Source organism: Halalkalibacter oceani (genome assembly GCF_040544555.1).
GTDB classification, from domain to species: domain Bacteria; phylum Bacillota; class Bacilli; order Bacillales; family Bacillaceae_D; genus Halalkalibacter; species Halalkalibacter oceani.
The window spans coordinates 175,263-197,000 of sequence record NZ_JBEPKD010000005.1 but is presented as its reverse complement, the minus strand read 5'-3'; the positions used below and the strand labels follow the sequence as shown (position 1 = coordinate 197,000).

The 21,738-nt window shown below is 44.0% G+C and carries 19 protein-coding genes; 16 read left to right on the top strand and 3 right to left on the bottom strand.

Translation table 11 applies throughout. From position 1 onward, the window contains the following. Nucleotides 1-203: 203 nt before the first annotated feature. The gene (locus ABMB67_RS08765; RefSeq protein ID WP_251193047.1) at nt 204-1,007 is read right to left on the bottom strand and encodes an IclR family transcriptional regulator; all 804 of its coding nucleotides are present in this window, start codon (nt 1,005-1,007) and stop codon (nt 204-206) included. 267 nt (nt 1,008-1,274) lie between these two features. Between ABMB67_RS08765 and ABMB67_RS08760 the strand changes: the two genes are divergently transcribed. The 8 genes from ABMB67_RS08760 (at nt 1,275) to ABMB67_RS08725 (ending at nt 10,825) form a co-directional block, all read left to right on the top strand. Next, nucleotides 1,275-2,444 (top strand): mandelate racemase/muconate lactonizing enzyme family protein, encoded by a 1,170-nt coding sequence (locus ABMB67_RS08760; protein WP_354571818.1) that lies wholly within the window; start codon nt 1,275-1,277, stop codon nt 2,442-2,444. A 1-nt stretch (nt 2,445) separates the two neighbouring features. Next, nucleotides 2,446-3,369: a dihydrodipicolinate synthase family protein gene (locus ABMB67_RS08755; protein ID WP_354571817.1), complete on the top strand. Its 924-nt coding sequence runs from the start codon at nt 2,446-2,448 to the stop codon at nt 3,367-3,369. 80 nt (nt 3,370-3,449) lie between these two features. Further along, nucleotides 3,450-4,457 (top strand): TAXI family TRAP transporter solute-binding subunit, encoded by a 1,008-nt coding sequence (locus tag ABMB67_RS08750; RefSeq protein WP_354571816.1) that lies wholly within the window; start codon nt 3,450-3,452, stop codon nt 4,455-4,457. Nucleotides 4,458-4,626: 169 nt separating this feature from the next. Further along, a complete protein-coding gene (locus tag ABMB67_RS08745) occupies nt 4,627-6,558 on the top strand; it encodes a TRAP transporter permease (RefSeq protein ID WP_354571815.1) in 1,932 nt (643 codons plus the stop codon). A 511-nt stretch (nt 6,559-7,069) separates the two neighbouring features. Further along, nucleotides 7,070-8,161 (top strand): iron-containing alcohol dehydrogenase family protein, encoded by a 1,092-nt coding sequence (locus ABMB67_RS08740; protein WP_354571814.1) that lies wholly within the window; start codon nt 7,070-7,072, stop codon nt 8,159-8,161. 18 nt (nt 8,162-8,179) lie between these two features. Then, a complete protein-coding gene (locus tag ABMB67_RS08735) occupies nt 8,180-9,028 on the top strand; it encodes a MetQ/NlpA family ABC transporter substrate-binding protein (protein ID WP_354571813.1) in 849 nt (282 codons plus the stop codon). A gap of 112 nt (nt 9,029-9,140) precedes the next feature. Beyond that, entirely contained in the window at nt 9,141-10,157 is a 1,017-nt protein-coding gene (locus ABMB67_RS08730; RefSeq protein WP_251223601.1) for a methionine ABC transporter ATP-binding protein, read from the top strand. Further along, nucleotides 10,154-10,825 (top strand): methionine ABC transporter permease, encoded by a 672-nt coding sequence (locus tag ABMB67_RS08725; RefSeq protein WP_251223600.1) that lies wholly within the window; start codon nt 10,154-10,156, stop codon nt 10,823-10,825. The genes ABMB67_RS08730 and ABMB67_RS08725 overlap by 4 nt, the downstream gene beginning before the upstream one ends. 139 nt (nt 10,826-10,964) lie before the next feature. Here ABMB67_RS08725 and ABMB67_RS08720 read toward each other — a convergent pair whose 3' ends face one another. Further along, nucleotides 10,965-12,125 (bottom strand): acyl-CoA dehydrogenase family protein, encoded by a 1,161-nt coding sequence (locus ABMB67_RS08720; RefSeq protein ID WP_354571812.1) that lies wholly within the window; start codon nt 12,123-12,125, stop codon nt 10,965-10,967. A gap of 243 nt (nt 12,126-12,368) precedes the next feature. Between ABMB67_RS08720 and ABMB67_RS08715 the strand changes: the two genes are divergently transcribed. Both ABMB67_RS08715 and ABMB67_RS08710 read left to right on the top strand, forming a co-directional pair. Beyond that, entirely contained in the window at nt 12,369-13,097 is a 729-nt protein-coding gene (locus tag ABMB67_RS08715; RefSeq protein ID WP_354571811.1) for a hypothetical protein, read from the top strand. Nucleotides 13,098-13,271: 174 nt separating this feature from the next. After that, the gene (locus ABMB67_RS08710; protein WP_251223597.1) at nt 13,272-13,601 is read left to right on the top strand and encodes a hypothetical protein; all 330 of its coding nucleotides are present in this window, start codon (nt 13,272-13,274) and stop codon (nt 13,599-13,601) included. A 97-nt stretch (nt 13,602-13,698) separates the two neighbouring features. Here ABMB67_RS08710 and ABMB67_RS08705 read toward each other — a convergent pair whose 3' ends face one another. Continuing rightward, nucleotides 13,699-14,565, bottom strand: coding sequence for an MBL fold metallo-hydrolase (locus ABMB67_RS08705; RefSeq protein WP_354571810.1), 867 nt, complete (start codon nt 14,563-14,565; stop codon nt 13,699-13,701). 135 nt (nt 14,566-14,700) lie between these two features. Here ABMB67_RS08705 and ABMB67_RS08700 point away from each other — a divergent pair, with 135 nt between their 5' ends. The 6 genes from ABMB67_RS08700 (at nt 14,701) to ABMB67_RS08675 (ending at nt 21,285) form a co-directional block, all read left to right on the top strand. After that, nucleotides 14,701-15,123, top strand: a complete 423-nt coding sequence (locus ABMB67_RS08700) for an organic hydroperoxide resistance protein (protein WP_251223596.1) — start codon at nt 14,701-14,703, stop codon at nt 15,121-15,123. A gap of 699 nt (nt 15,124-15,822) precedes the next feature. Beyond that, nucleotides 15,823-16,971 carry a galactonate dehydratase gene (gene dgoD, locus ABMB67_RS08695; RefSeq protein ID WP_251223595.1) on the top strand — a complete coding sequence of 383 codons (1,149 nt, stop codon included), beginning with the start codon at nt 15,823-15,825 and terminating at the stop codon, nt 16,969-16,971. 107 nt (nt 16,972-17,078) lie between these two features. Then, nucleotides 17,079-18,029: a sugar kinase gene (locus ABMB67_RS08690; protein ID WP_354571809.1), complete on the top strand. Its 951-nt coding sequence runs from the start codon at nt 17,079-17,081 to the stop codon at nt 18,027-18,029. A gap of 23 nt (nt 18,030-18,052) precedes the next feature. Continuing rightward, on the top strand, nt 18,053-18,694 hold the full coding sequence (locus ABMB67_RS08685; protein WP_251223593.1) for a bifunctional 4-hydroxy-2-oxoglutarate aldolase/2-dehydro-3-deoxy-phosphogluconate aldolase: 642 nt from the start codon (nt 18,053-18,055) through the stop codon (nt 18,692-18,694). Nucleotides 18,695-18,954: 260 nt separating this feature from the next. After that, nucleotides 18,955-20,250 carry a nickel pincer cofactor-dependent isomerase, group 22 gene (locus tag ABMB67_RS08680; RefSeq protein ID WP_251223592.1) on the top strand — a complete coding sequence of 432 codons (1,296 nt, stop codon included), beginning with the start codon at nt 18,955-18,957 and terminating at the stop codon, nt 20,248-20,250. Nucleotides 20,251-20,277: 27 nt separating this feature from the next. Beyond that, on the top strand, nt 20,278-21,285 hold the full coding sequence (locus ABMB67_RS08675) for a C-terminal binding protein (protein WP_251223591.1): 1,008 nt from the start codon (nt 20,278-20,280) through the stop codon (nt 21,283-21,285). Nucleotides 21,286-21,738: the final 453 nt, after the last annotated feature.

Genomic DNA, 21,738 nt, shown 5'->3' with positions numbered 1-21,738 from the left:
TAAGGTGTAAACTTAGGAACCGCCGTATACCGAACGGTACGTACGGTGGTGTGGAAGGTCGGCTACTCAACTAATGAGTAACCTCCTATCCGATTGGGCTGCAGAACGTTTTTTACAACTATCTCGTAGTTATAAAAAACAAAAACACCTTAAAAGTTGATGACGGTTCAACTTTTAAGGTGCCCATTAATTATCATAGGTTTTTAGTAGTTAATTTCAGAGAGGTTGCTGGGTGAGTGCATGAAACCCATTTTAATAGAGATTAAATCAGTTGCTTCAATTAATATTTTTGCTAGCTCCTCTTGTTGCTCCTCAAGTCGGATTTCGGATAAAGGTCCCGAGAGACTAACACCAGCTACTACTTTGCCGCTTCTATTTCTCACGGGAGCTGCAATGCAAGCTCTTCCCAATGCTAATTCCTCAAGCTCAATTGCATAACCTCTTTTGCGAGTCAGCTCTAATTCCTTTAGTAACTTTTGCTTATTATCGATTGTTTTGATTGTATAGGGCGTTAAAGGAATATCGTTTACAATTTGATTTAATTCCTCGTCGTCTAGATGAGCTAATAATACTTTTCCTATTCCGGTAGAATGTAAGGGGTTTGTGTACCCGACTAAGGTATACATTTTTGGCGACCTCTTACTGTCGACATGTGCCAAATAAAACATTTTTGTATGATCTAATATAGCTAAATTTGCACTAAGGTTTGTTTTATTCTCCAAGTTGTGAAGTTCTGGTAACGCTTGCTTTCTAATTTCATAATTATTCAGCGATATTCCGGCTAAAGAAATTACTTTCTTTCCTAAGTAGTAAGCTCCAGAAAAATCATTTTTTTCAACGAAACCCCGATCTGCTAAGGTGTTAATTAATCTTGATACACTACTTTGAGACATATTCAACATTTTGCAAAAGTCTGAAACTCTTAATTCGAAGTTTACATCTGAAAAGCATTCTAATAATTGTAAAGCTTTGTCCAGGCTTTGAGATTTACCATTGTTAGTAGACATTAAGGTCACCACCATTTTCATAATTACGGATTTGATATCCAAATTATAAAACAAAATCGATGAAAAATGAACATATACTTTCAATTCACTGTATTTATTTAAAAAACCAGAATAAAATAATTGAAATTGTTTATTTTTTGTGATTTAATTTCATTATACGGATTAGATATCCATTTTTGGTGTGGTTTTTTCTTCTGTTAATGAAGGGGGATTAATTTTTGCGATTGTGCTATTTTGTTCATTAAAGCTAACGGAGGTGGTTGGGAATTGGAAATAACAAATATTGAAGTGTTTCCTCTAAAAATTGATAAGGGTGTCATTTATTTAGGGGAGTCGACCGGGCTGCAGACTTCAGAAGCAGATTATTATTTACGTCCTGAATATCGATCATTTTATTCAAAGAAACTAGAAACATTATTAGTGAAAATCACAACTGATCAAGGGATTGTTGGCTGGGGAGAATGCCTTTCTCCTGTCGTACCGGAAGTATCCGCAACGATCATAGAAAAACTATTTGCCTCGTATTTACTTGGAGAAAACCCTTGTAAAATGGATGTTATTTGGAATAAGTTATACAACTCTATGAGAGAACGTGGTTACTTTTCTGGTTTCATGGTGGATGCTATAACCGCAATAGATATCGCCTTATGGGATATAGCGGGTAAGAAATATAATCAACCAATTTATAATTTACTCGGAGGAAACCACCGTACAAAAATTCAGGCTTATGTTTCAGGATTACCAAAAAAAGCAATTGACAAAAAGAAACTACTCGCACGTGAGTGGCAAAACAAAAACTTCAATTACATTAAGTTACACCTTGGATTCAGTCTAGAAGAGGACGTCCACATCATAGCGGAATTAAAAAGAGAATTCCCTGACCTTAACTTTATGGTTGATTGTCATTGGAACTACTCTCCTAAGGAAGCACTAACTTTAGCGAAGAAACTGGAGGCTTATGAGGTGCAGTTTATCGAAGCACCGGTTTTACCAGAAAATATAGACGGGAATTGTTTCGTCGTAAGTCACTCATCGATCCCGATCGCTATAGGGGAAGCAAAACGGACAAAATATCAATTTAAAGAAAGGCTGGTTAAACGAGCAGGAGATATTTTACAACCGGATATAGGAAGAGTAGGCATTACGGAAGCCAAAAAAATTGCTGATATGGCTGAGGCTTTTAATATCCCGATAGCACCCCATCTTAGTGTTGGACTAGGGGTATGCATAGCTGCTACTCTTCATGTGAGTGCTGCGATTCATAATTTTTACATGCTTGAATATCAACCAACTGTTTTTCCGCTTGCTAATGAGTTGGTGTCAAATGACCTAGTTTGTGAAAGCGGTTTCTATGAACTTCCTTCAGGTGCTGGCCTGGGGATCACGGTGGATGAAGAAAAAGTAAGGTATTATTCCAAAATTCAGGAGGGTAATTAAAATGAGGGATGTAGAGTTAAGGGGAGTTTATCCAATTTTGGCAACACCATTTGATGAAAATTATGAAGTTGATGTTGAAAGCCTTGAAAGGTTAATTCAATTTCAATTAGATGCCGGAGTAGACGGGATTGCGATTTTTGGCAACGCAAGTGAAATGTATACATTGACGGAAGAGGAGAGAGACCTTATAAGTCAGATCGTGATAAAAGAGGTTAATGGTAAAGTACCGATCGTGTTTGGTACTGGAGCAACAGGCTTAGCACAAGCAATTCATTATAGTAAAAAGGCGGAAGAAATGGGGGCAAGTGCTTTAATGGTTACTCCTCCCTACATGGTAAAGCCTGATGCAAAGCGAATTTATGAATACTTCGCTGAAATTGCAAAAGTAGTAAATATTCCAATTATGATGCAGGATGCCCCTATTGCGTCAGGCGTAACTATCCCTGTAGAAATAATGGTTACATTAGCTCGAAATTGCCCGAATATTAAGTATGTTAAAGTCGAGGCACCCCCTACTACCATTAAAATTTCTGAAGTATTACAAAAAGCAGAAGGGAAATTAAAGGTGTTCGGTGGTTTAAACGGGATGTATCTGTTTGAGGAAATAAGAAGAGGAGCTGTCGGAACAATGCCGGCTTGTGAATTTCCAGATGTCTGTGTCAAAATATTCTCTCTGTTTGATGAAGGGAAACAAGATGAAGCTAAAAAGCTTTTTTATAAACATTTACCTTTAATTCGTATCGGGACACTTGCGAAATATGCAATGTCGGTCCATAAACAAATATTAAAAGACGGTGGGATTATCTCTACCGCTAATGTTCGAAACCCTAATGTCCCGATCGAAGAAAGCATTAAAGCAGAAATTGATCTTATAACGAAGGAGTTAGATTTGCTGGCATTAAACGGAATGAAAAAAACGGTTTAGCTATTGTGTAAATGAATGAAAGCTCTTTTTATGAAAATAAAGTGTTCCAAATTATAAATTGATAGAAGGAGTGTATGTTGATGAAAAAAACTGTGGGTCTCGCCCTATTCTTTTTTGCCATAATAGTAGTTGCTTTATCTGCATGTGGAAATGAAGAAAGTAATTCTAGTGAAGCTTTGGATATAACCTTAACAATGGGGGAGCAATCTGGTTCCATGTATCCGATCGGTGCGGCGATTGGTGAATACATCGGCAACACCTTTGAAGGAACAAGAAGATCAGTAGTAGTTGGTGGTGCTTTAGCTAATCTAGAACTTGTAGGGAGAAATGAAGCGCAAATGGGTCATTCCAGTTCTGGTCTAAGTTATGCAGCTTTTGAAGGCATTGAACCATTTGATAATCAGTTAGAAGATGTAACTACAATAGCGAAAGTTTTCGAATCGCTTTTCCATATTGGAGTCATCGCGAGTGCTGAAATTGATTCATTTGAAGATGTTAAGGAAAAGCAATATCCTTTAACGATTTCTGTCGGTAATCGAGGAACGGAAAATGAACTGTTAACAAGAAGGGCTCTAGAAGAGTATGGGATTACTTATGATGACTTGGAAGAGTGGGGAGGAAGAGTAGAGTTTGTAAGCATGGGCGACGCCAGTTCTTTAATTAGAGACGGTCATATTGAAGCTGTGACCTCGTTAGCGGGCTATCCAGCCGCTCCTTTTGAAGAGATCATGTCATCAAGAGATCTAAAGTTTTTAAGTTTGTCGGAAGAAGTTGCGGAAGCGTTATCAGAAAAATATGGGTACCAGGCAATGGATATACCAGCTAATACGTACAATAACCAAGCGGAGGCAGTCAATACAGTTGGCGGTGGTGTAGTGATCATTGCCAACAAGAATATGCCTGAAGAAATAATTTATGAAGTGACTAAATGGATGAATTCGGAAGCTGGTAATAATACTTTAGGAAATATCAATGCAGGTGTAAATGACTTTCTATCAGATCCAGAAAAAGCTTCCGAAGGATTGGGAGCGCCCCTCCATCCAGGTGCTCAACGTTACTATGAAGAAGTTGGAGTAGCTGTTGATTAGTTGAGGAGTGACCTGAGTTTTTAAATAATAAGGATCCCGCTCATTCTTCTTTCTTAGCAGTTTTTCATTATAACTGGGTAGAAAGAAGTTTGAGCTGTATATTTTAGCCGATATATAGGTGTCAATGTAATGTTTTTTTGCGCATTGGTACGATAGAAGGAGGGGAAACATGAGCACCGATTCAATTTCTGCCGACAATAAAACAAGCTACGGAAAAGTTATCAAAATTATCGTCTTTCTAATAACTGTCAGTGCTTCAATCTATCATGTATATTTTGGGTTGACTGGGGTTTTAGAAGCTTTTAAGATGCGGGGGCTTCATCTAGCTTTTCTATTACCTGTCTCCTTTTTAATATACCCTTTATTAAAGGGCAAAAGCAATATCGGTACTCTTATTATCGATGTCATGCTTTTTATTGTATCTTTTATCAGCATATTATATTTAACCGTTCTCGATTATGAAAGAATCATTAACCGAATGGTTTATGTAGATGGTTTAACCTCGTTAGATTTACTGTTTGGGGTAATACTTATTGTGAGTATATTAGAAGCTACCAGAAGAATCGTCGGAAATAGTATGGTCATAATTGCTTTTGTTGCCATATTATATGCACTATTCGGTAATCTTCTTTCGGGACCCTTTTCCCATACTGGAGTTTCTTTTGAAAGGTTAATTGAACAATTGGCGTTTACAACAGAAGGAATTTTCGGGATACCGCTGGCAGCTTCAGCAACCTATATTTTCCTGTTTGTTTTATTTGGCGTGTTTTTAGAAAAGTCAGGAGTTGGGCAATTTTTCATTGACTTTTCTTACGCCGCGGCAGGTCATTATAAAGGAGGACCTGCAAAAGTGTCTGTAATAGCAAGTGCTTTAATGGGGTCAATTGCTGGGAGCTCAACGGCAAATGTTACATCTACTGGGGCATATACGATTCCGTTAATGAAAAGAGTTGGTTATCAACCAGCTTTTGCGGGTGGTATCGAAGCTGCAGCATCAACCGGAGGTCAAATACTCCCCCCTGTTATGGGAGCGGCTGCGTTTATCTTAGCAGAATTTGTTGGGATCCCTTTTACCTCCGTTATTATAGCTGCTGTTGTTCCTGCCATTCTTTACTTTGTAGGTATTTGGTTTAGTGTACATTTTCAAGCAGTGAAAATGGGGTTAAAAGGTTTGCCTAAAGAAGAAATGCCAAAGTGGAGATATGTCCTGAAACATATTCATTTATCTTTGCCTATCATTGTAATTGTGGCCGCCTTGTTTTATGGGTATACGCCATATTTAGCTGCATTAGTAGCAATTGCCTCAACAATAATCGTTTCATTATTAAGAAAGTCTACTAGGATGTCGTGGAGACAAATTATTATGACATTAAGTGCAGGTGCGAAGTCTATGATTATGATAGGCGTGACATGTGCTGCAGCTGGGATTATTATTGGAGTTTTTAGTTTAACAGGTCTCGGAATAACGTTTACATCTACCGTGGTTGGGTTTGCACAAGGAAGTCTTATCTTAGTCTTAATTATGGTAATGCTTGCTTCCATTATTTTGGGGATGGGGCTTCCAACAAGTGCAGCATATATAATGGTGGCAGCGATTGCTGTGCCTATTTTAGTAGACTTGGGAATTAATGTTTTGGCGGCTCATTTATTTGCTTTATATTTTGGCGTATTTTCCGGTATTACTCCACCAGTAGCTATTTCCTCTTATGCTGCAGCCGGGATTGCTGGGGCAAAGCCGATGATGACATCACTTATAGCTTTTAAAATAGCCATTCCTGCATTTTTGATTCCTTATATTTTTGTATTTCATAATGAGCTTTTACTACAAGGCGAATGGTTAGCGATCGTTGTTACAATATTTACAGCCGTGGTCGGGATTATGTTTTTATCGGTTTCTTTATCTGGAGCGTTTTTAAAGGAAATTAATATGATTGAAAGATTGGCATTTTTAGTAGTCTCAATAAGTATTATCAGTACAAATAATTTCATCATATTATTTTGTAATGCCCTGATTGTCGCATTCATTACATGTAGACAGGTGATTTCTATGAAAAATGAAGCAGAACAAAATAATAAAGGAAGAGAAGAAATGATAAGATAAAACGAGTAGTAAATGAATATACGCTAAAGAGAATCCGGGTTAAATGTTTAGTTCTGATTATTTCGAGATCAAGTATCAATTTGTGAAAAATCAGTTTACCAATAGATACGAAACCAATGTTCTGAATGGAAGAATACTTTTTTTAGAAATTTCTTTAGAGAAGTTCTAGAAAAAATCATCACGAGAGATGTGCTTATGTATGTCCAGGATGATTGGGTTTACCTCTTTTTTAATAGCGTAATTGAATAATGGTACAATAAAAGGGTGTCTCGTAAAGGGGCGCCCTTTTTTACAGGAAATAAAGAGAAAGTGGGTCAAAATGGTAGGTGGTGGAAAAATGCTAAAGTGATTGGGATGGATGATAAGAGAATAGACGATTTATTTTTCTCAATTCTCAAAAAAGATATTGTATTTTTTCGCAAGGTTCTATATACTATTTTAATATTAAACCAACTAATTTTATCAGTTTTATAGAAAATTATAGGCAGGGAAGAGGAAAGAGGGGAGAAAGGTGAAAGCGATTCGTGTCCAAGGTTCACCAAGCTATTATGCGTGTGAAGAAAATGTCTACGACAGAATTGAGGCTTTATTAATAGAAGGTCAGATCAAAAAAGCGCTGCTGCTTCACGGCGAGAAGTCCTGGGAGGCTGCTCGCGATTATTTGCCCGCCTTTACAGAGGTGGCCGTCAGCTATGAGCATTATCAGGGGGAGTGCTCACTGAAGGAAATTGAGCGCGTTGCTCATGTAGCATCTGAGCACGAGAGTGATGTCATCATCGGCCTGGGCGGAGGAAAGGTGATGGATATCGCGAAGGCGGCAGCCAACGAGCTGAACATTCCGGTGATGCTCCTGCCGACGCTTGCTTCAACATGTGCCGCCTGGACGCCGTTAAGTGTCATTTATACCGAGCAGGGCGATTACTTACGGTATCAGCCATACATAAAAAATCCGTGGGTTGTGCTCCTTGAGCCGCGAATCATTGCTCATTCTCCGGCCGCCTATTTGCGCGCCGGAATCGGCGATACGCTTGCCAAGTGGTATGAGGCGAAAGCTTTAACGAAAGCATTGCCTGAGCCGCGGGTTCCGGTCATGATGTCGCTGAAGGCGGCGCAGGTCTGCCGGGATGTAATCCTTGCTGAAAGTGAGCAGGCGCTTTCCGCCCTCGGCGAGCAGCGCGTCACGCCTTCCTTGCTCGCCATTATGGAAACCTCGATTTTAGCCGGAGGTCTTGTTGGCGGACTGGGTGATGAATATGGGCGGATCGCCGCGGCCCATTCCGTTCATAATGGGTTGACGCAATTTGAAGAGACGCACTCTTTTTTACATGGCGAAAAGGTAGCATATGGCATTCTTGTCCAGGTTGCGTTAGAACAACAGCTTGACGAGCTCCAGGCTTTGCTCTCGTTCTATGAAAAGATCAACCTTCCGTCCTCTCTCGGAGAGCTGGGGCTGCAGAACGATCAGGAAACAGTTGAAAAGCTTGCTGCTTATACGCTGGCCGAGGGGGAGTCGATTCACTTCATGGAAGAAGCATTTTCAATTAAAGACGTAGTTTCCAGTATTCAAACTGTGGAAGCATATAAAAAAATAGAGAATAAGTAAGGAAGAGGAGAGAACCAGATGAAAAAGTTTTTATTATCAACAGTAACAGCATTATCACTTATTGGATTGGCTGCTTGCGGAACGAGCGGTGAAGGGGACGCAGGAGAAACGGATGCAGGAGGTGCCGAAGGAGGCACAGCGCTTTCCGAAGAAAAGCTTGTTGTCGGCGTAACGGCTGGCCCGCATGAGCAAATTCTTGAAAAAGTAAAGGAACTGGCAGCCGAGCAGGGGCTGGAGATTGATCCTGTCGTGTTTACCGAATATGTGATGCCGAATGTTGCGTTGGATGAGGGTGACCTTGATTTGAATGTATTCCAGCACAAGCCTTACCTGGAAGACTTTAAGGAAGATCGCAATCTTGATCTGACTGATGTGGCGACGGCTGTTAATTTTCCAATGGGGATTTATTCAACGGAATTAGCGGATGTCAGCGAGCTGCAAGAAGGTGATACGTTAGGTTTGCCGAACGATCCGACCAACGGCGCCCGTTCGTTGATGCTGTTTGAAGCTGCGGGGTTGATTAAATTGGACCCGGAAGCCGGTTCATCAGCGATGGTCAGCGACATTATCGAAAATCCGAAAAACCTAGAATTTATTGAGCTTGAAGCATCGCAGATTCCAAGACAATTGGATGAGCTTGCGGCAGCAGCAATCAATACAAACTTCGCGATTGAGCATGGCTATGTGCCGACGGAAGATTCGATCTTTATTGAGGCGAGCGATTCACCATGGGTGAACCTGATTGTAACGCGTACGGAAAACAAGGATGATCCAGTCGTGCAAAAGTTCATTGAGATTTATCAGTCTGACGAGGTGAAGCAATTTATCGAAGAAGAATTCGCCGGCTCGGTAGTCGCCTCCTGGTAAGCCTGGTGAACCGAACGGCAAACAGAGAGTTGATAGCGAGCAGGGAAGCGGGTGCTTTCCTGCTCGCTGTCCGTAGAAAATCACTTTATAAAGAGTAAGGAGTGGAAAAGTGATGATTGAATTAAACCAAGTGAATAAAATTTTCTCCGCAAAGAAAAGGAGCGTACACGCGTTAAATGATGTCTCACTACATGTGAAAAAAGGGGAAATATATGGCGTGATCGGCTATAGCGGCGCGGGAAAGAGCACGCTGATTCGCTGTGTCAATATGCTTGAACGCCCGACGGAAGGAAGCATACGCGTCAACGGAGTGGAAATGACAAAGCTCGCTGCTCCAAAATTAAGAGAAGCGCGAAAAAATATCGGCATGATTTTTCAGGGATTTAACTTATTGAAGACGGCGACCGTTTATGAAAATATTGCGATCCCGCTAAAGCTGACCGGAGTGCCGAAATCTGAAATTGATCGGCGGGTGAAAAAATACCTTGACGTCGTCGGGCTGGAAGAAAAAGCTGATTCCTATCCGGCTCAGCTATCCGGCGGGCAAAAGCAACGTGTTGCGATCGCCCGCGCTCTTTCCCACGAGCCAGAGGTATTGTTAAGTGATGAAGCGACGAGTGCGCTTGATCCGGAAACGACGGAAGCCATTTTGGAGCTGTTGCTGAAAATTAACCAGGAATTCGGGATTACAATTTTACTGATTACGCACGAAATGCACGTCATCCAAAAAATATGCGACCGGGTTGCGGTTATGGAAAACGGGAAAGTGATCGAGGAAGGCAGGGTTATTGATATTTTTTCCAAGGCGGCGCACGAGACGACGAAGAAATTTATGAATAGTCTGTTTCCGGAAGATATTCCTGAAGAAGTACTGATGTCTCTTCATCAGCAGGGCCCGATCATCCGGCTGGCGTTTGTCGGACAATCAACGGGGAAGCCGGCTTTAGCCGAAGTGGCGAAGCGATTTGACGTTTATACAAATATTATGTCGGGCAATATTGTTCAGCTGAAAAATGAACCGTACGGGCGAATGATCGTCCATTTGCAAGGTTCGGTGGAACAGACGGAAGCAGCGATTGCCTTCCTTGTTGAAGAGGGAGTGTATGTAGAAAGGGTGGATGGTCCATGAATGGTATCAATGAATTTTTTGATAACTGGGGCGAAGCGATTTGGAAGGCTTCGATTGAAACGTTCCAAATGGTGTCGATCTCGCTGATCATTTCCATTATCATAGCTTTGCCACTGGGTACGCTGCTGGTTTTAACAAGACCGAATAAAAGCTTGGAGAACAAATATGTGTATCAGCTGCTAAATGCTGTGATTAATGTGATTCGCTCTATTCCGTTCATTATTCTCCTGTTTTTTATTTTGCCATTTACGAAGCTCGTTGTCGGAACATCGATGGGCGTAAAAGGGGTTATCGTTCCCCTTGTTGTCTATACTGCTCCGTATATCGCCCGTTTAATGGAGTCAGCCTTGCTTGAAGTCGATAAGGGCGTGCTTGAAGCCTATGAAGCGATGGGCATCAAAACAAGGCATATTATCTGGAATGTCATGGTACGGGAAGCACGTCCATCCTTGATTCTCGGCTTAACGATTGCGACAATTGGTCTGATTGGCGCTACCGCGATGGCCGGTTTGGTCGGGGCCGGTGGCTTGGGAGACCTTGCGTACCGTTTCGGTCATTTGCGCTATGAGCCTGATGTGATGTATGCGACCGTCATTATTTTGATCATTCTCGTTCAGGGGCTCCAGTCCTTAGGCAACCGAATTGCCGCAAAGCTGAAGAAGGACTAACAAAAGTGACTTTCGAAAGAAACAGCAGACGGATTGACGAGCGAAAAGCTCAGACCGAAGCGGATTTCTCCGGTCTGAGCTTTTCAACTAACCGCTTATTGCTTCGAGGCTGGACTCATGGGGTCCGTCCTCGAATCTTTTAACGTTCGCCGTCCGTCCTCGTACGAAGCACATTGGCAGCCAGCATTAGCAGCGTGCTGTCATCCATCGGCGGATTATGAAGCCCGGCTCTGACATCGCGGTAGTAGCGCTGCAGAGGGTGCTTTTTAAATAAACTTTCCGCGCCGACGACACGCATCGCCCGGTCGACGATGTCAAGCGCGGCATTGACGGCTTTCAATTTAACCGCCCCTAGTTCCGGCTGCATCTGCTGTCTTTGATCGGCGGTCGCTTCATCCCATTTTTGTGCGACTCCATATAAGAAGTACCGCGCCTGGAGGAGCGAGGCTTCATTCTCGCCGAGCTTCATCTGAACATTAGGCAAATCCTTAATCGGCCCGTTCAAGCTGTTTGGCGAATAGGTCGAAGCGAAGGAAACCGCAAAGTCCTGTGCCGCCTGGGCAATCCCGAGATAGCAGGCGGGGATGTGCAACAACCAGCCAGCCGGCTTTTTCGGCCCGAGGGTGATCCGTTCCACAAGGCGGTCGGCCGGCAATTCGACTTGCTCCAAATAAAGATCGTGGCTGGCCGTTGCCCGCATCGAAATCGTATTCCATGTTTCGTCAATACGGATACCCGGATCGGAGTGGTGTAAAAGGAATTGACCGACCTCTCCATCAGGCAATGTAGCTGTAACAAGTATATAATCAAGAGCTGGCGCCATCGAAGTAAACGACTTTCGTCCATTTATCAGCCAGCCGTCTGCTGTTTTGATTGCTTTTGTTGTTGGTTTCCCGCCACGGGTCGGGCTCCCGGTCTCCGGTTCAGTTGCTGCGGCGTTAAGCAGCGCGCCGGAATCGACGATATCCTGATAAACGCGATCGAGCACCGGCTTTGGCCATGTGTCGTTCACATTGAGCTGGGAGGCAATCCCGACATGCCAGCCGATTGAAAGGGCCGTTGCTCCGTCTGCTTGGGCGATCATTTCCTGAAACGAAAGCCAGGTTCGTAAAGGAAGCTCCAGACCGCCAAATTGTCGCGGCACAGTCCAGGCCGGATACCCGATTCTTTTTAAATCTTCAAGGTTTTCAAATGGAAAGCTGGCTTCTTCATCATGAAAAGCGGCTCTTTCGGCAAATGGAACAATCGTTTGCCGGAGAAGCTGTTGACATCCATCTGCAGTTTGAGGATTTCGCTCCATTTTCTTCCTCCTATCTTTTTCTCCTTTCATTATACTACATCTTTCCGGCGAGCCTAAAATTCCGAAAACAATATTCGGAATTTTAAGACGGTTGACGTATGAATAAGCAAAATATGGTATAATAAGGACGGCTTCTCCTTTCAGATAAAATTTAGAAAAGGAGGTAGAGACAAGGAGAAGAGATTTCTTGAAAGGAAAAAAGAGGTCATTTAGCTTTTTGACGCCTGGAGGAATACAGATCGAATGAAAAAAGAAGTTTTAACAAAAAAAACATTACTCTCTTGGCTCGTATTACATCGAATTTATCTCGGTGAGGAGACAAACGCTATTTCAACCAATCTTCCACTCTATTTTTCGTTGTTCAAACGCTCCTCTACGATAAGGTCAAAGGTGAACAATCTTTATAAGTCTCTTACATATCAAGGTTATTTAATGCCTTCCTATCATCATCCTCAAAAACCGTTTACGATTACGATGACTGGAAAGGAATACTTAAAAGTTCAATGCAGGGAATGGAGGCGGGTCATTGAAGCGCATCTAATGTGTATCGACCAAACGGTTCAACGCTGTCACTCCGCAACTGCTGAACGGTTCAAATCATCTTTGACAGAGGTGGATTTCCCGTTTATTGGCCAATATTTAGAGTATAAAAAGGTTTTGCCTTTTTTAATTATGAAGGTGATGCAAGGGAAAAGTGAGGCCTGTTCGGCTTCGGATCTCCGGCAGCAGCTACTTAAGCAGTTTGGCTGGGTCTGCTCAATGCCGACGCTGACAAGGCTGGTGGAAGAGTTGGTAGAGGGGAAGGAGCTTATCCTGATCAATCAGCAGCCGGACTCAAAATTGTATGACAGGGCGGGCGGCAATGAGGCTGTTTTTCACGATTTCCGCACAGAAGCAATTGCCGCGTTGGAAGCCGGGAGAGAGAAATTGGAAGAAGTTCGCGATTATTTAAACAGATATGACTTTCTATGAACAAAAAATAGTGGGAAAGATTAGCTCCTAGTACCAGGCAGCCGAGAGGCCACTGAAAATCGTCCTTTTTCAACAGCTTTCAGATGACAAAGGATAAAAAACATTCAGCCTAAATGAAACGCTTTCCCTGCTTTGCTCGTACATACTATCATAATGGGTACGGGAGTTGGTTTGATGAGAAAGCAATCTTTCTTATTGCAAACGGTCGTGATCATGCTGGTGTTAAACGGCTGTCTGGCAAAAAAAGATGATCTGCCTAGAACCATTACATATCAAAATCATGTGTATGAGCATCGCAACAGCTATATTTCGTTTGAAGAAAATCCTGAGCGCTACTATCAGCCGACAGGTGTTTATGTAAGTGAGCAGGGGGGAGCCCTTGCCGGGAAAGAGATTTATATGAGCACGTTTTATGATACGTTGCTTTATGTAAGCTATAAGAAAGAAGGGCGGACAGTCTGGGTTCCGTTTTATCGGATTGAAGGGGATGACTCAGCAAGCTGAAAATCGAGCATCCCCGTCAGCTATAAAGGTAGCGGCATTGTCATCGTTAGTTGCTGACAAAAGCTGCTGTCTTTTTTGTCCTTCGAGCAAAACGTTACTAATGAAGCGGCTTATCGACATAGCGGCCGTGGTCCGGAATCGCCCATTCCGCAAAATGCTCAGCGAGCTGCTGAAGCTTGTCTCGTAAATCCTGGCCGAACATTGGCAGTCCATGACCGGTGACAGCGACAGAGGGCTCAAGCGCAGCCAGCTTGCGAACAGAGTCCCAGGCCGCCTGCCAATCGGTTGTCAAATAACGGGGAGGGCCGCTTATTTCAATCTTCTGGGTCAGCACTTTGTAAAGAGAATCCTGTCTTACAGTAACAAACGCGTCCCCGGCGATCAGCGTGCGGTCATGTTCGCGAAAAAAGGAGACATGGCCTGGCGAATGACCGGGTGTATGAAGCCATTTCCAGTCGTGTAAAAAAGGAACGCTTCCATCTTCGGGCAAGACGTTTAGACGGCTTGAAAGGGTAATCGCCTCATTTGGGAAAAGAGGAGAAAGCTTAGCGAGCAGCCCGCCCTCCACAGTTCCGTCCGGCTCCGGATAGTCGGCTTCTCCAGTAAGAAAAGGAAGCTCAGCCTCATGTGCGTAGACGGGAGCATCCCAGGCTTCAGAAAGCTCGATAACCGTTCCGACATGGTCAAAGTGACCGTGGGTAAGCAGAATCGCTTTCGGGGCGGTCACCTTTCCAAAAGAATCGCGTAGAAAGTCATAAATATGCTCCGCGGATTTTGGCATGCCTGTATCTACAAGCACCCATTCATGTTCGATTTGCGGATTGCCAATAAAGCAAATATTAACAATTTGGATCGGCAGGCAGTACAGGTCAGTGGCGATACGTTGGCTGACGCCGTCCGTCAGGGAAGTCATCGGAATATAGGGAAATGGGGTCGCGGATGAAGGGGCTTTTTGTTGCTTCATATTTTTCCTCCTTGTGTACAAGCTATAAAAGTAGTGTGTGATGCTTCGTGTGTAAATATGTCATGTTTGAAATCGCAACATGGCGTCAATACAAAAAGAAGAAACAGTTTTAGACAAGCTAAAGGAGGAAATAAAATGGCCAATGTGAAATTCACCGCCCAGGCAAAAGCGGTCGGCGGAAGAAATGGAAAAGTGACATCAGACAACGGTGTGATTGATCATAATCTCGTCATGCCAACGGGACAAACTTCTTCAACGGAAGGGACAAACCCGGAACAGCTATTCGCGGCCGGCTATGCGGCATGCTTTGATGGAGCGCTGAATCTAATCGCTTCAAAAGAAAAGAAAGACATCGAGTCTGAGCTTGAAGCAAAGGTAAGCCTGTTGGAAGATCCGGCTGATAACGGCTTTAAAATCGGCGTAGTCCTCCATGCCCGTATAAAAGGGGTAAATCAGGAAGAAGCGGAGCAGCTTGTTGAAAAAGCGCATCAATTCTGTCCTTATTCAAAAGCGACACGCGGCAATATTGACGTTGAGTTGAAAACAACGGTCCAATAAAACAAGCTTGCTGGGGCGGTCTAAAAGGGAATGATGATCCTTTTGGACCGGCTTTTGTGAAACGGAAGAGACTGGGACAAAACAGTCTCTTCAGACCGTAGACACCAACGCAACCGGTGCTTTTGTTTCAAATCTTTAAAGAGACGTTCAATCGTTGCTTTCCGTCTTACATAGATCTCTCTATTTATGGTCATGCATCCCCCAAGACAAAGCGGACGGGATGGGAGGTCCGACTCCTGCGGAAAGCGTACCCCCCAACCCGGGAGCGGGTTCGCAGCTCTGGATCGAGACAAATCCTTCTACCAAACAAGCCTGTCGACCGTCTCGCTTTTGCGAAACTTTGTCGACTTTGATTTTGGCAAATCAGCCAAAAACGTTTCCTGCTGAAAAGTTCCTGCGATCACACTAGCAGAAGTGAGATGGGTTAAAGGTAAAAAAACAGCCTAGATAGAGCGAAGCCACTGAACAACGTCCTTTTTCGTAGCTCGAAGAAAGGCTGCTTTCTAAAAAAATTAATCGATGATATTGCTTTTACCATCGTTTTCACCTACAATTAGGATAAATGAAAGCGCCTTATTTTGCCTTGTTTTCAAGGCTATACCCTTTACATAATCTCGAAAACTTAGTTTTATAATGTAAAATCGATCTATTTTAGTCGGGAAAAGAAATGATAATCAGGGAGAAAGGGAGATTACGAGAATGAAAATTACATCACTTGAATGCTTTATCGTTCCTCCACGCTGGTGCTTTTTAAAGATCGAAACAGATGAAGGAATCGTCGGCTGGGGCGAGCCGGTTGTCGAAGGGAAAGCGAATACAGTAAAAGAAGCGGTAAACGAAATGGCCGACTTTTTGATTGGAAAAGATCCTCTACGGATTGAGGACCACTGGAATGTGCTTTACCGCGCCGGCTTTTACCGTGGCGGCCCGATTTTAATGAGCGCGATCGCCGGGATTGATCAGGCGCTTTGGGATATAAAAGGCAAGTATTATAATGCGCCTGTCTACCAATTATTAGGCGGAGCTTGTCGTGACTCGATTCGCGTCTATTCATGGATCGGCGGAGATCGTCCAAGCGATGTCGGGAAAGCGGCGAAGGATATCGTTGATGCCGGCTTTACTGCGGTGAAAATGAACGGGACAGAGGAGATGCAGTACATCGATTCCTATGACAAGGTTGATGAAGTCGTCGCCCGCATTGCCGCCGTTCGGGAAGCTGTAGGAAATAGCGTCGGCATCGGGATTGATTTTCATGGACGAGTCCATAAGCCGATGGCGAAAGTTTTAGTAAAAGAGCTTGAGCCGTACCGGCCGATGTTTATTGAAGAACCGGTGCTTCCTGAAAATAACGAGGCGTTGAAGGAAATTGCCAAGCATACGAGCACGCCGATCGCAACCGGGGAAAGAATGTTTTCACGTTGGGATTTCAAGAGCCTGCTGGCAGACGGCTATGTTGATGTCATTCAGCCGGATCTGTCCCATGCGGGGGGGATTACAGAGTGCAAGAAAATCGCCTCGATGGCTGAAGCCTATGATGTCGCGCTGGCGCCGCATTGTCCACTCGGACCGATTGCACTGGCTTCGTGTTTACAGGTTGACGCGACTGCACATAATGCGTTTATTCAGGAGCAGAGTCTCGGCATTCATTATAATGAAGGAAGCGATTTGCTCGACTATATCACGGATAAATCTGTTTTCCAGTATAAAGACGGGCATGTCCAGATTCCGCAGGGACCTGGTTTAGGAATCACAATCAATGAAGAAAAAGTACGGAAAATGGCCGAGCAGGGCCACCGCTGGAGAAATCCTGTTTGGCGTCACCGCGATGGTTCAGTCGCTGAATGGTGATGCTTACACTAAGGACGGCCGCAGCCCGGGTTTGAGCGTGAAGGCAGGAGGTCCGAGGCCTCACTTTCTTTACCGGGCGATGATTTTTTAGAAAACGGGGGAGTCATATGGATATTGTTGCCTTGGGTGAAACGATGGTACTTTTCACTCCTGATTCAACTGGATTGATGAGATATGCCAACAGCTTTTCGCGGAAGTTTGGCGGCGCGGAGTCGAACTATGCAATCGGCCTGACACGCTTAGGCCATCAAGCAGGCTGGATCAGCCGCGTCGGCGATGATGAGCTAGGGAAAGCAATGCTTGCGTTTATTCGCGGTGAAGGAGTCGATGTTAGTCAGGTCAAGGTCGATGACAGCGCGCCGACGGGGATTTATTTTAAGGAAATCCGCAGCGCCAATGAAGTGAGAGTTCAATATTATCGCAAAGGATCGGCTGCCAGCCAGCTGAGTAAGGAGGATATCCGGGAAGACTATATCGCTCAGGCGAAATATCTTCATATTTCAGGGATTACGCCTGCTTTAAGTGAAAGCTGTCATGAAGCGATAAATGAAGCGATCGCGATCGCCAAGAAGCATGATGTGAAAATTATCTTTGATCCAAACTTGAGAAAAAAGCTCTGGTCGGAGGATAAAGCGCGCCGCGTGCTGCTCGATCTTGCTGCACAGGTTGATATTATTCTGCCGGGAATCGATGAAGGGAAGTTCATGTTCGGGGAAAGTGATCCTGAAACGCTCGGCCGCCTTTTCCTCGATCAAGGTGCCTCTCTCGTCGTTTTAAAAGTAGGCGCCAAAGGAGCTTACTATTTTACGAATGAGGAAAGCAAGCTTGTTTCAGGCTTTAAGGTCGATCAGGTTGTGGATCCGGTCGGCGCCGGAGACGGCTTTGCCGCAGGCTTCACGTCCGGCTTGCTTGACGGTCTTTCAATTGAGCAGGCTGTCCGGCGCGGAAATGCTGTCGGAGCGATGGTCACGATGATTAATGGGGATGTCGAGGGACTGCCTGAAAAATATGAGGTAGAGAACTTTATGAATGCGACAGGAGAAGACGTCAGCAGATAATGAAAAAGCAAGGGGAGGATAATATGGAGCTGTTAAACCAAATTAAGGAAAATGGAATAGTCGCAGTCATTCGCGGAGCAAAGCCGGAAAATATTTCAGCTATTTCCAAAGCATTGAGCGAGGGCGGAGTCAAAACATTTGAGATTACGGTCGAAACGCCGAAAGTGTTACAGTTAATTGAGCAGGTTTCATCCGAGTTAGGGGATGATGTCATTGTCGGAGCGGGAACGGTGCTCGATTCGGAAACGGCGAGGGCAGCCATTATGGCTGGGGCGAAATTTGTCTTTTCACCTACTGTCGACGTTGAGACGATTAAATTAACGAAGCGTTACGGTGTGGTGAGCATTCCTGGAGCGATGACGCCGACGGAGATTCTTCGAGCCTATGAAGCTGGCGGCGATATTATTAAAGTTTTCCCTGCCAATGCTTTCGGTCCAAGATATTTGAAGGATGTACACGGTCCGCTGCCTCATATTCCTCTCATGCCGACTGGCGGAATCGACCTTGATAACGTCGGGGAATACATTAAGCATGGCGCGGTTGCTGCCGGAGTCGGAAGCACGCTTGTCAATACGAAAGTCGAAATCGATGAGGCGTATTTGGCGGCCCTCACGAAAAGAGCAGCCGCATTTGTCGATGAAGTAAAGAAGGCAAGAGGAAATTAAGCCGGCAATGTCGAAATGAAAAGTGTTTGCCGCGGCTTTTCAGCGGCACGGCTTGAGCAGTTTCACCTGTCTGTCTTACACAAGAGGGATGTGCCAAAGAATAACCCCGATAGCACACCCTCTCTTCAAGCCAAGCTGAAGGCTGCTTTTCGTCCATGCTTTCAGAGGGAAGCATTTTTTGAAGTGGAAGCGTATTCAACCGTTTTTCAGAAATCTTGTAATCTTTTGTATGGTGTCACAAAAAAGCGGAGGTGTAGGAAATGTTAAATCAAGAATTGAATGTAAAGCTTGCGGGCGGCTATGAGCTTGATTTTCCGAAGATGTATCTCGTTAAGCAGAAGTTTGATCAGGCAAAGCTTGAATCGATTCCGGCAGCTGTCAAGCAGGAAATTAGTAAAGAGAGTATTAAGCGCACCGTTAAAAAAGGAGATTCCGTTGCTGTCGCTGTCGGCAGCCGGGGGATTGCCAATTTGTTTGAAATCGTCCATGCCGTCGTCAAAGAGCTGCAAGGATTAGGAGCGGTACCATTCGTCCTGCCGGCGATGGGAAGCCATGGCGGAGCGACGGATGAAGGACAAAAGCAGGTGCTGGCAAGCTATGGCATCACCGAAGAATCAATTGGCGCTGAAATTAAGTCCAGCATGGAAGTCATTGAGCTTGGAACGACGGAAACCGGAATGCCTGTCTACTTGGACAAATATGCTTCAGAGGCTGATTCGATTGTCGTTATTAACCGGGTCAAGCCACATACCGACTTTAAAGCGGACTATGAAAGCGGCCTGATGAAAATGATGGGAATCGGACTCGGAAAGCATAAGGGCGCGACAAAAATGCATTCATACGGCTTTGATCAGTTTGAACGCGTCATACCGGAAGTTGGGAATTACGTACTGGCCCATAGCAAGATCATTTTCGGAGTGGCGATTCTTGAAAATGCTTACGATAAAACAAAACAAATTGAAGCAATCCCTGCTGCTGAAATTGCGTCGCGTGAAAAGGAGCTCCTCGTTGAAGCAAAGGCGTTGCTTCCGAAAATCCTTGTGCCTGAAATTGATGTGCTTATTGTCAATGAAATCGGCAAGGACATTAGCGGATCAGGGATGGACCCTAACATTACCGGAAAGGTCGGCTCCGGGTTACCGGGATTTGAAGCGCCGCCAATTCAGAAGGTGATCGTCCTTGATTTGACGGAAAAGACACACGGTAATGCGTGCGGAATCGGGATGGCCGATGTTACGACAAGACGTCTCGTTGAAAAAATTGATTTCAACTATACCTACGCCAATTCGATTACATCGACTGTGCTTGACCCGGCTAAAATCCCGGTCGCGATGAATAATGACAAAGAAGCTCTCGTAGTAGCTTTGCGCACATGTAACCGGATTACCATTCCGGAAGCGAAAATCGTCCGCATTCATAATACGCTTGAGCTTGGGGAAATCATGGTGTCAGAAGCTGCTTATCAACTAATCAAAGATCAGGACAATATTGAGCTAATGGAAGGACCTTTCCCGCTTTCGTTCGATGAGAATGGCTTTATCAATGATGATATGTAAAAGAGATATAAAAAGGAGATGGAAGAGATGAGTAAGTTTAATGTATTGATTACAGACTTTGAATTTGCAACACTGGCACCAGAAGAGGAAGTATTGGCAACCGTTGACGCGACCCTTGTCCGCTCGCAATGTAAAACCGAGGATGAAGTGATTGCGGCAGCGAAGGAAGCAAATGCCGTCGGCTTAATTAATCAATATGCACCAATTACGCGAAAAGTAATCGAAAGCCTGCCTAATCTTAAAGTCGTCTCAAGATACGGAGTCGGCGTCAACACGGTGGACATTGCTGCAGCTAATGAGCATGGCGTGATCGTCGCTAATGTAACGGACTACTGCATGGATGAAGTATCGGATCATGCGTTTGCCCTACTCATTTCATGTGCCAGAAAAGTTGTTGAATTAAATCAGGCAGTGAAAAACGGGAACTGGGATTATAAAGTCGGTGTGCCGATCTTCCGTTTGCCTGGCCGCGTGCTCGGCTTAGTTGGATTCGGCAAGATCCCGCAAACGTTGGCGAGAAAGGCGCAGGCTTTTGGAATCAAGGTCATTGCCCACGATCCATATGTGCCTGCTGAAGTAGCGAAAGAAATGAACGTGGAGCTTGTTGACTTAAATGAACTCTGTGAACGCTCTGACTTTGTCTCCGTCCACGCACCGTTGATTGAAGCAACGCGAGGGATGATTAGTGATGCTCAATTTGATGCGATGAAGAAAGAGGCGTTTATCATTAATACAGCACGTGGTCCGGTCATTGATGAAAAAGCGCTTATTCGCGCCCTTGAAGCAGGAAAAATCGCCGGTGCCGGCTTAGACGTACTCGAAGAGGAGCCGATTCTGGCTGACAATCCGTTGCTGAAAATGGATAATGTCATCTTAAATCCTCATGCCGCCTGGTATTCAGAGGAATCTCAGGATGAATTAAAACGTAAAACAGCACAGAATGTCGCCGACGTTCTCGGAGGGTTCTATCCAACTTATTTGTTTAATCGTGATGTGAAGGAGAAAGTCCAGCTTAAAGAAAAAGAAGTAAATTAATTTAATGAAAAAAATTTTAGTGTTCTTTGACTTGGATCAATAAATCACGATAAAAAGTAATGGAAATACCTTTTTTCATTGAGAAAAAAAGTATGGACATCAAGAGCGGTTAACGAAGGGTTTTCCCCTTCTTAATCGCTTTTTTGGGTGGAAATCATTGTTTGGGTAAGAGAGGTGAATAAAATATCTCGAAAAATATTTTTTTTTGAAAAAAATTTTCTAAAAAGATCTTGCCTATTATTTTAAGATGGGGTATTATGTAAGAAGTTGAAACGATAGCGCTTACAAAAGATCCAGACAGCAAGGCGAAAAGCGTTTTTACAAGTCTTTTTATGTAAGCGTTATTATTTCTATTCTCGTAATAAGGAAGTAGATTCAAAGAGTATAAAATTAATTTCAGGAAGGGGGTGGGATGGCCGGCTACCTTGTTAAGTCTTAAAGACGAAAAGATAT

Excerpts from the sequence above, each read along its gene's own strand:
- ABMB67_RS08765 (WP_251193047.1), bottom strand. The coding sequence starts at position 1,007 with ATGTCTACTAACAATGGTAAATCTCAAAGCCTGGACAAAGCTTTACAA.
- ABMB67_RS08755 (WP_354571817.1), top strand. The coding sequence starts at position 2,446 with ATGAGGGATGTAGAGTTAAGGGGAGTTTATCCAATTTTGGCAACACCA.
- ABMB67_RS08750 (WP_354571816.1), top strand. The coding sequence starts at position 3,450 with ATGAAAAAAACTGTGGGTCTCGCCCTATTCTTTTTTGCCATAATAGTA.
- ABMB67_RS08745 (WP_354571815.1), top strand. The coding sequence starts at position 4,627 with ATGAGCACCGATTCAATTTCTGCCGACAATAAAACAAGCTACGGAAAA.
- ABMB67_RS08735 (WP_354571813.1), top strand. The coding sequence starts at position 8,180 with ATGAAAAAGTTTTTATTATCAACAGTAACAGCATTATCACTTATTGGA.
- ABMB67_RS08730 (WP_251223601.1), top strand. The coding sequence starts at position 9,141 with ATGATTGAATTAAACCAAGTGAATAAAATTTTCTCCGCAAAGAAAAGG.
- ABMB67_RS08725 (WP_251223600.1), top strand. The coding sequence starts at position 10,154 with ATGAATGGTATCAATGAATTTTTTGATAACTGGGGCGAAGCGATTTGG.
- ABMB67_RS08720 (WP_354571812.1), bottom strand. The coding sequence starts at position 12,125 with ATGGAGCGAAATCCTCAAACTGCAGATGGATGTCAACAGCTTCTCCGG.
- ABMB67_RS08715 (WP_354571811.1), top strand. The coding sequence starts at position 12,369 with ATGAAAAAAGAAGTTTTAACAAAAAAAACATTACTCTCTTGGCTCGTA.
- ABMB67_RS08710 (WP_251223597.1), top strand. The coding sequence starts at position 13,272 with ATGAGAAAGCAATCTTTCTTATTGCAAACGGTCGTGATCATGCTGGTG.
- ABMB67_RS08705 (WP_354571810.1), bottom strand. The coding sequence starts at position 14,565 with ATGAAGCAACAAAAAGCCCCTTCATCCGCGACCCCATTTCCCTATATT.
- ABMB67_RS08700 (WP_251223596.1), top strand. The coding sequence starts at position 14,701 with ATGGCCAATGTGAAATTCACCGCCCAGGCAAAAGCGGTCGGCGGAAGA.
- dgoD (WP_251223595.1), top strand. The coding sequence starts at position 15,823 with ATGAAAATTACATCACTTGAATGCTTTATCGTTCCTCCACGCTGGTGC.
- ABMB67_RS08690 (WP_354571809.1), top strand. The coding sequence starts at position 17,079 with ATGGATATTGTTGCCTTGGGTGAAACGATGGTACTTTTCACTCCTGAT.
- ABMB67_RS08685 (WP_251223593.1), top strand. The coding sequence starts at position 18,053 with ATGGAGCTGTTAAACCAAATTAAGGAAAATGGAATAGTCGCAGTCATT.
- ABMB67_RS08680 (WP_251223592.1), top strand. The coding sequence starts at position 18,955 with ATGTTAAATCAAGAATTGAATGTAAAGCTTGCGGGCGGCTATGAGCTT.
- ABMB67_RS08675 (WP_251223591.1), top strand. The coding sequence starts at position 20,278 with ATGAGTAAGTTTAATGTATTGATTACAGACTTTGAATTTGCAACACTG.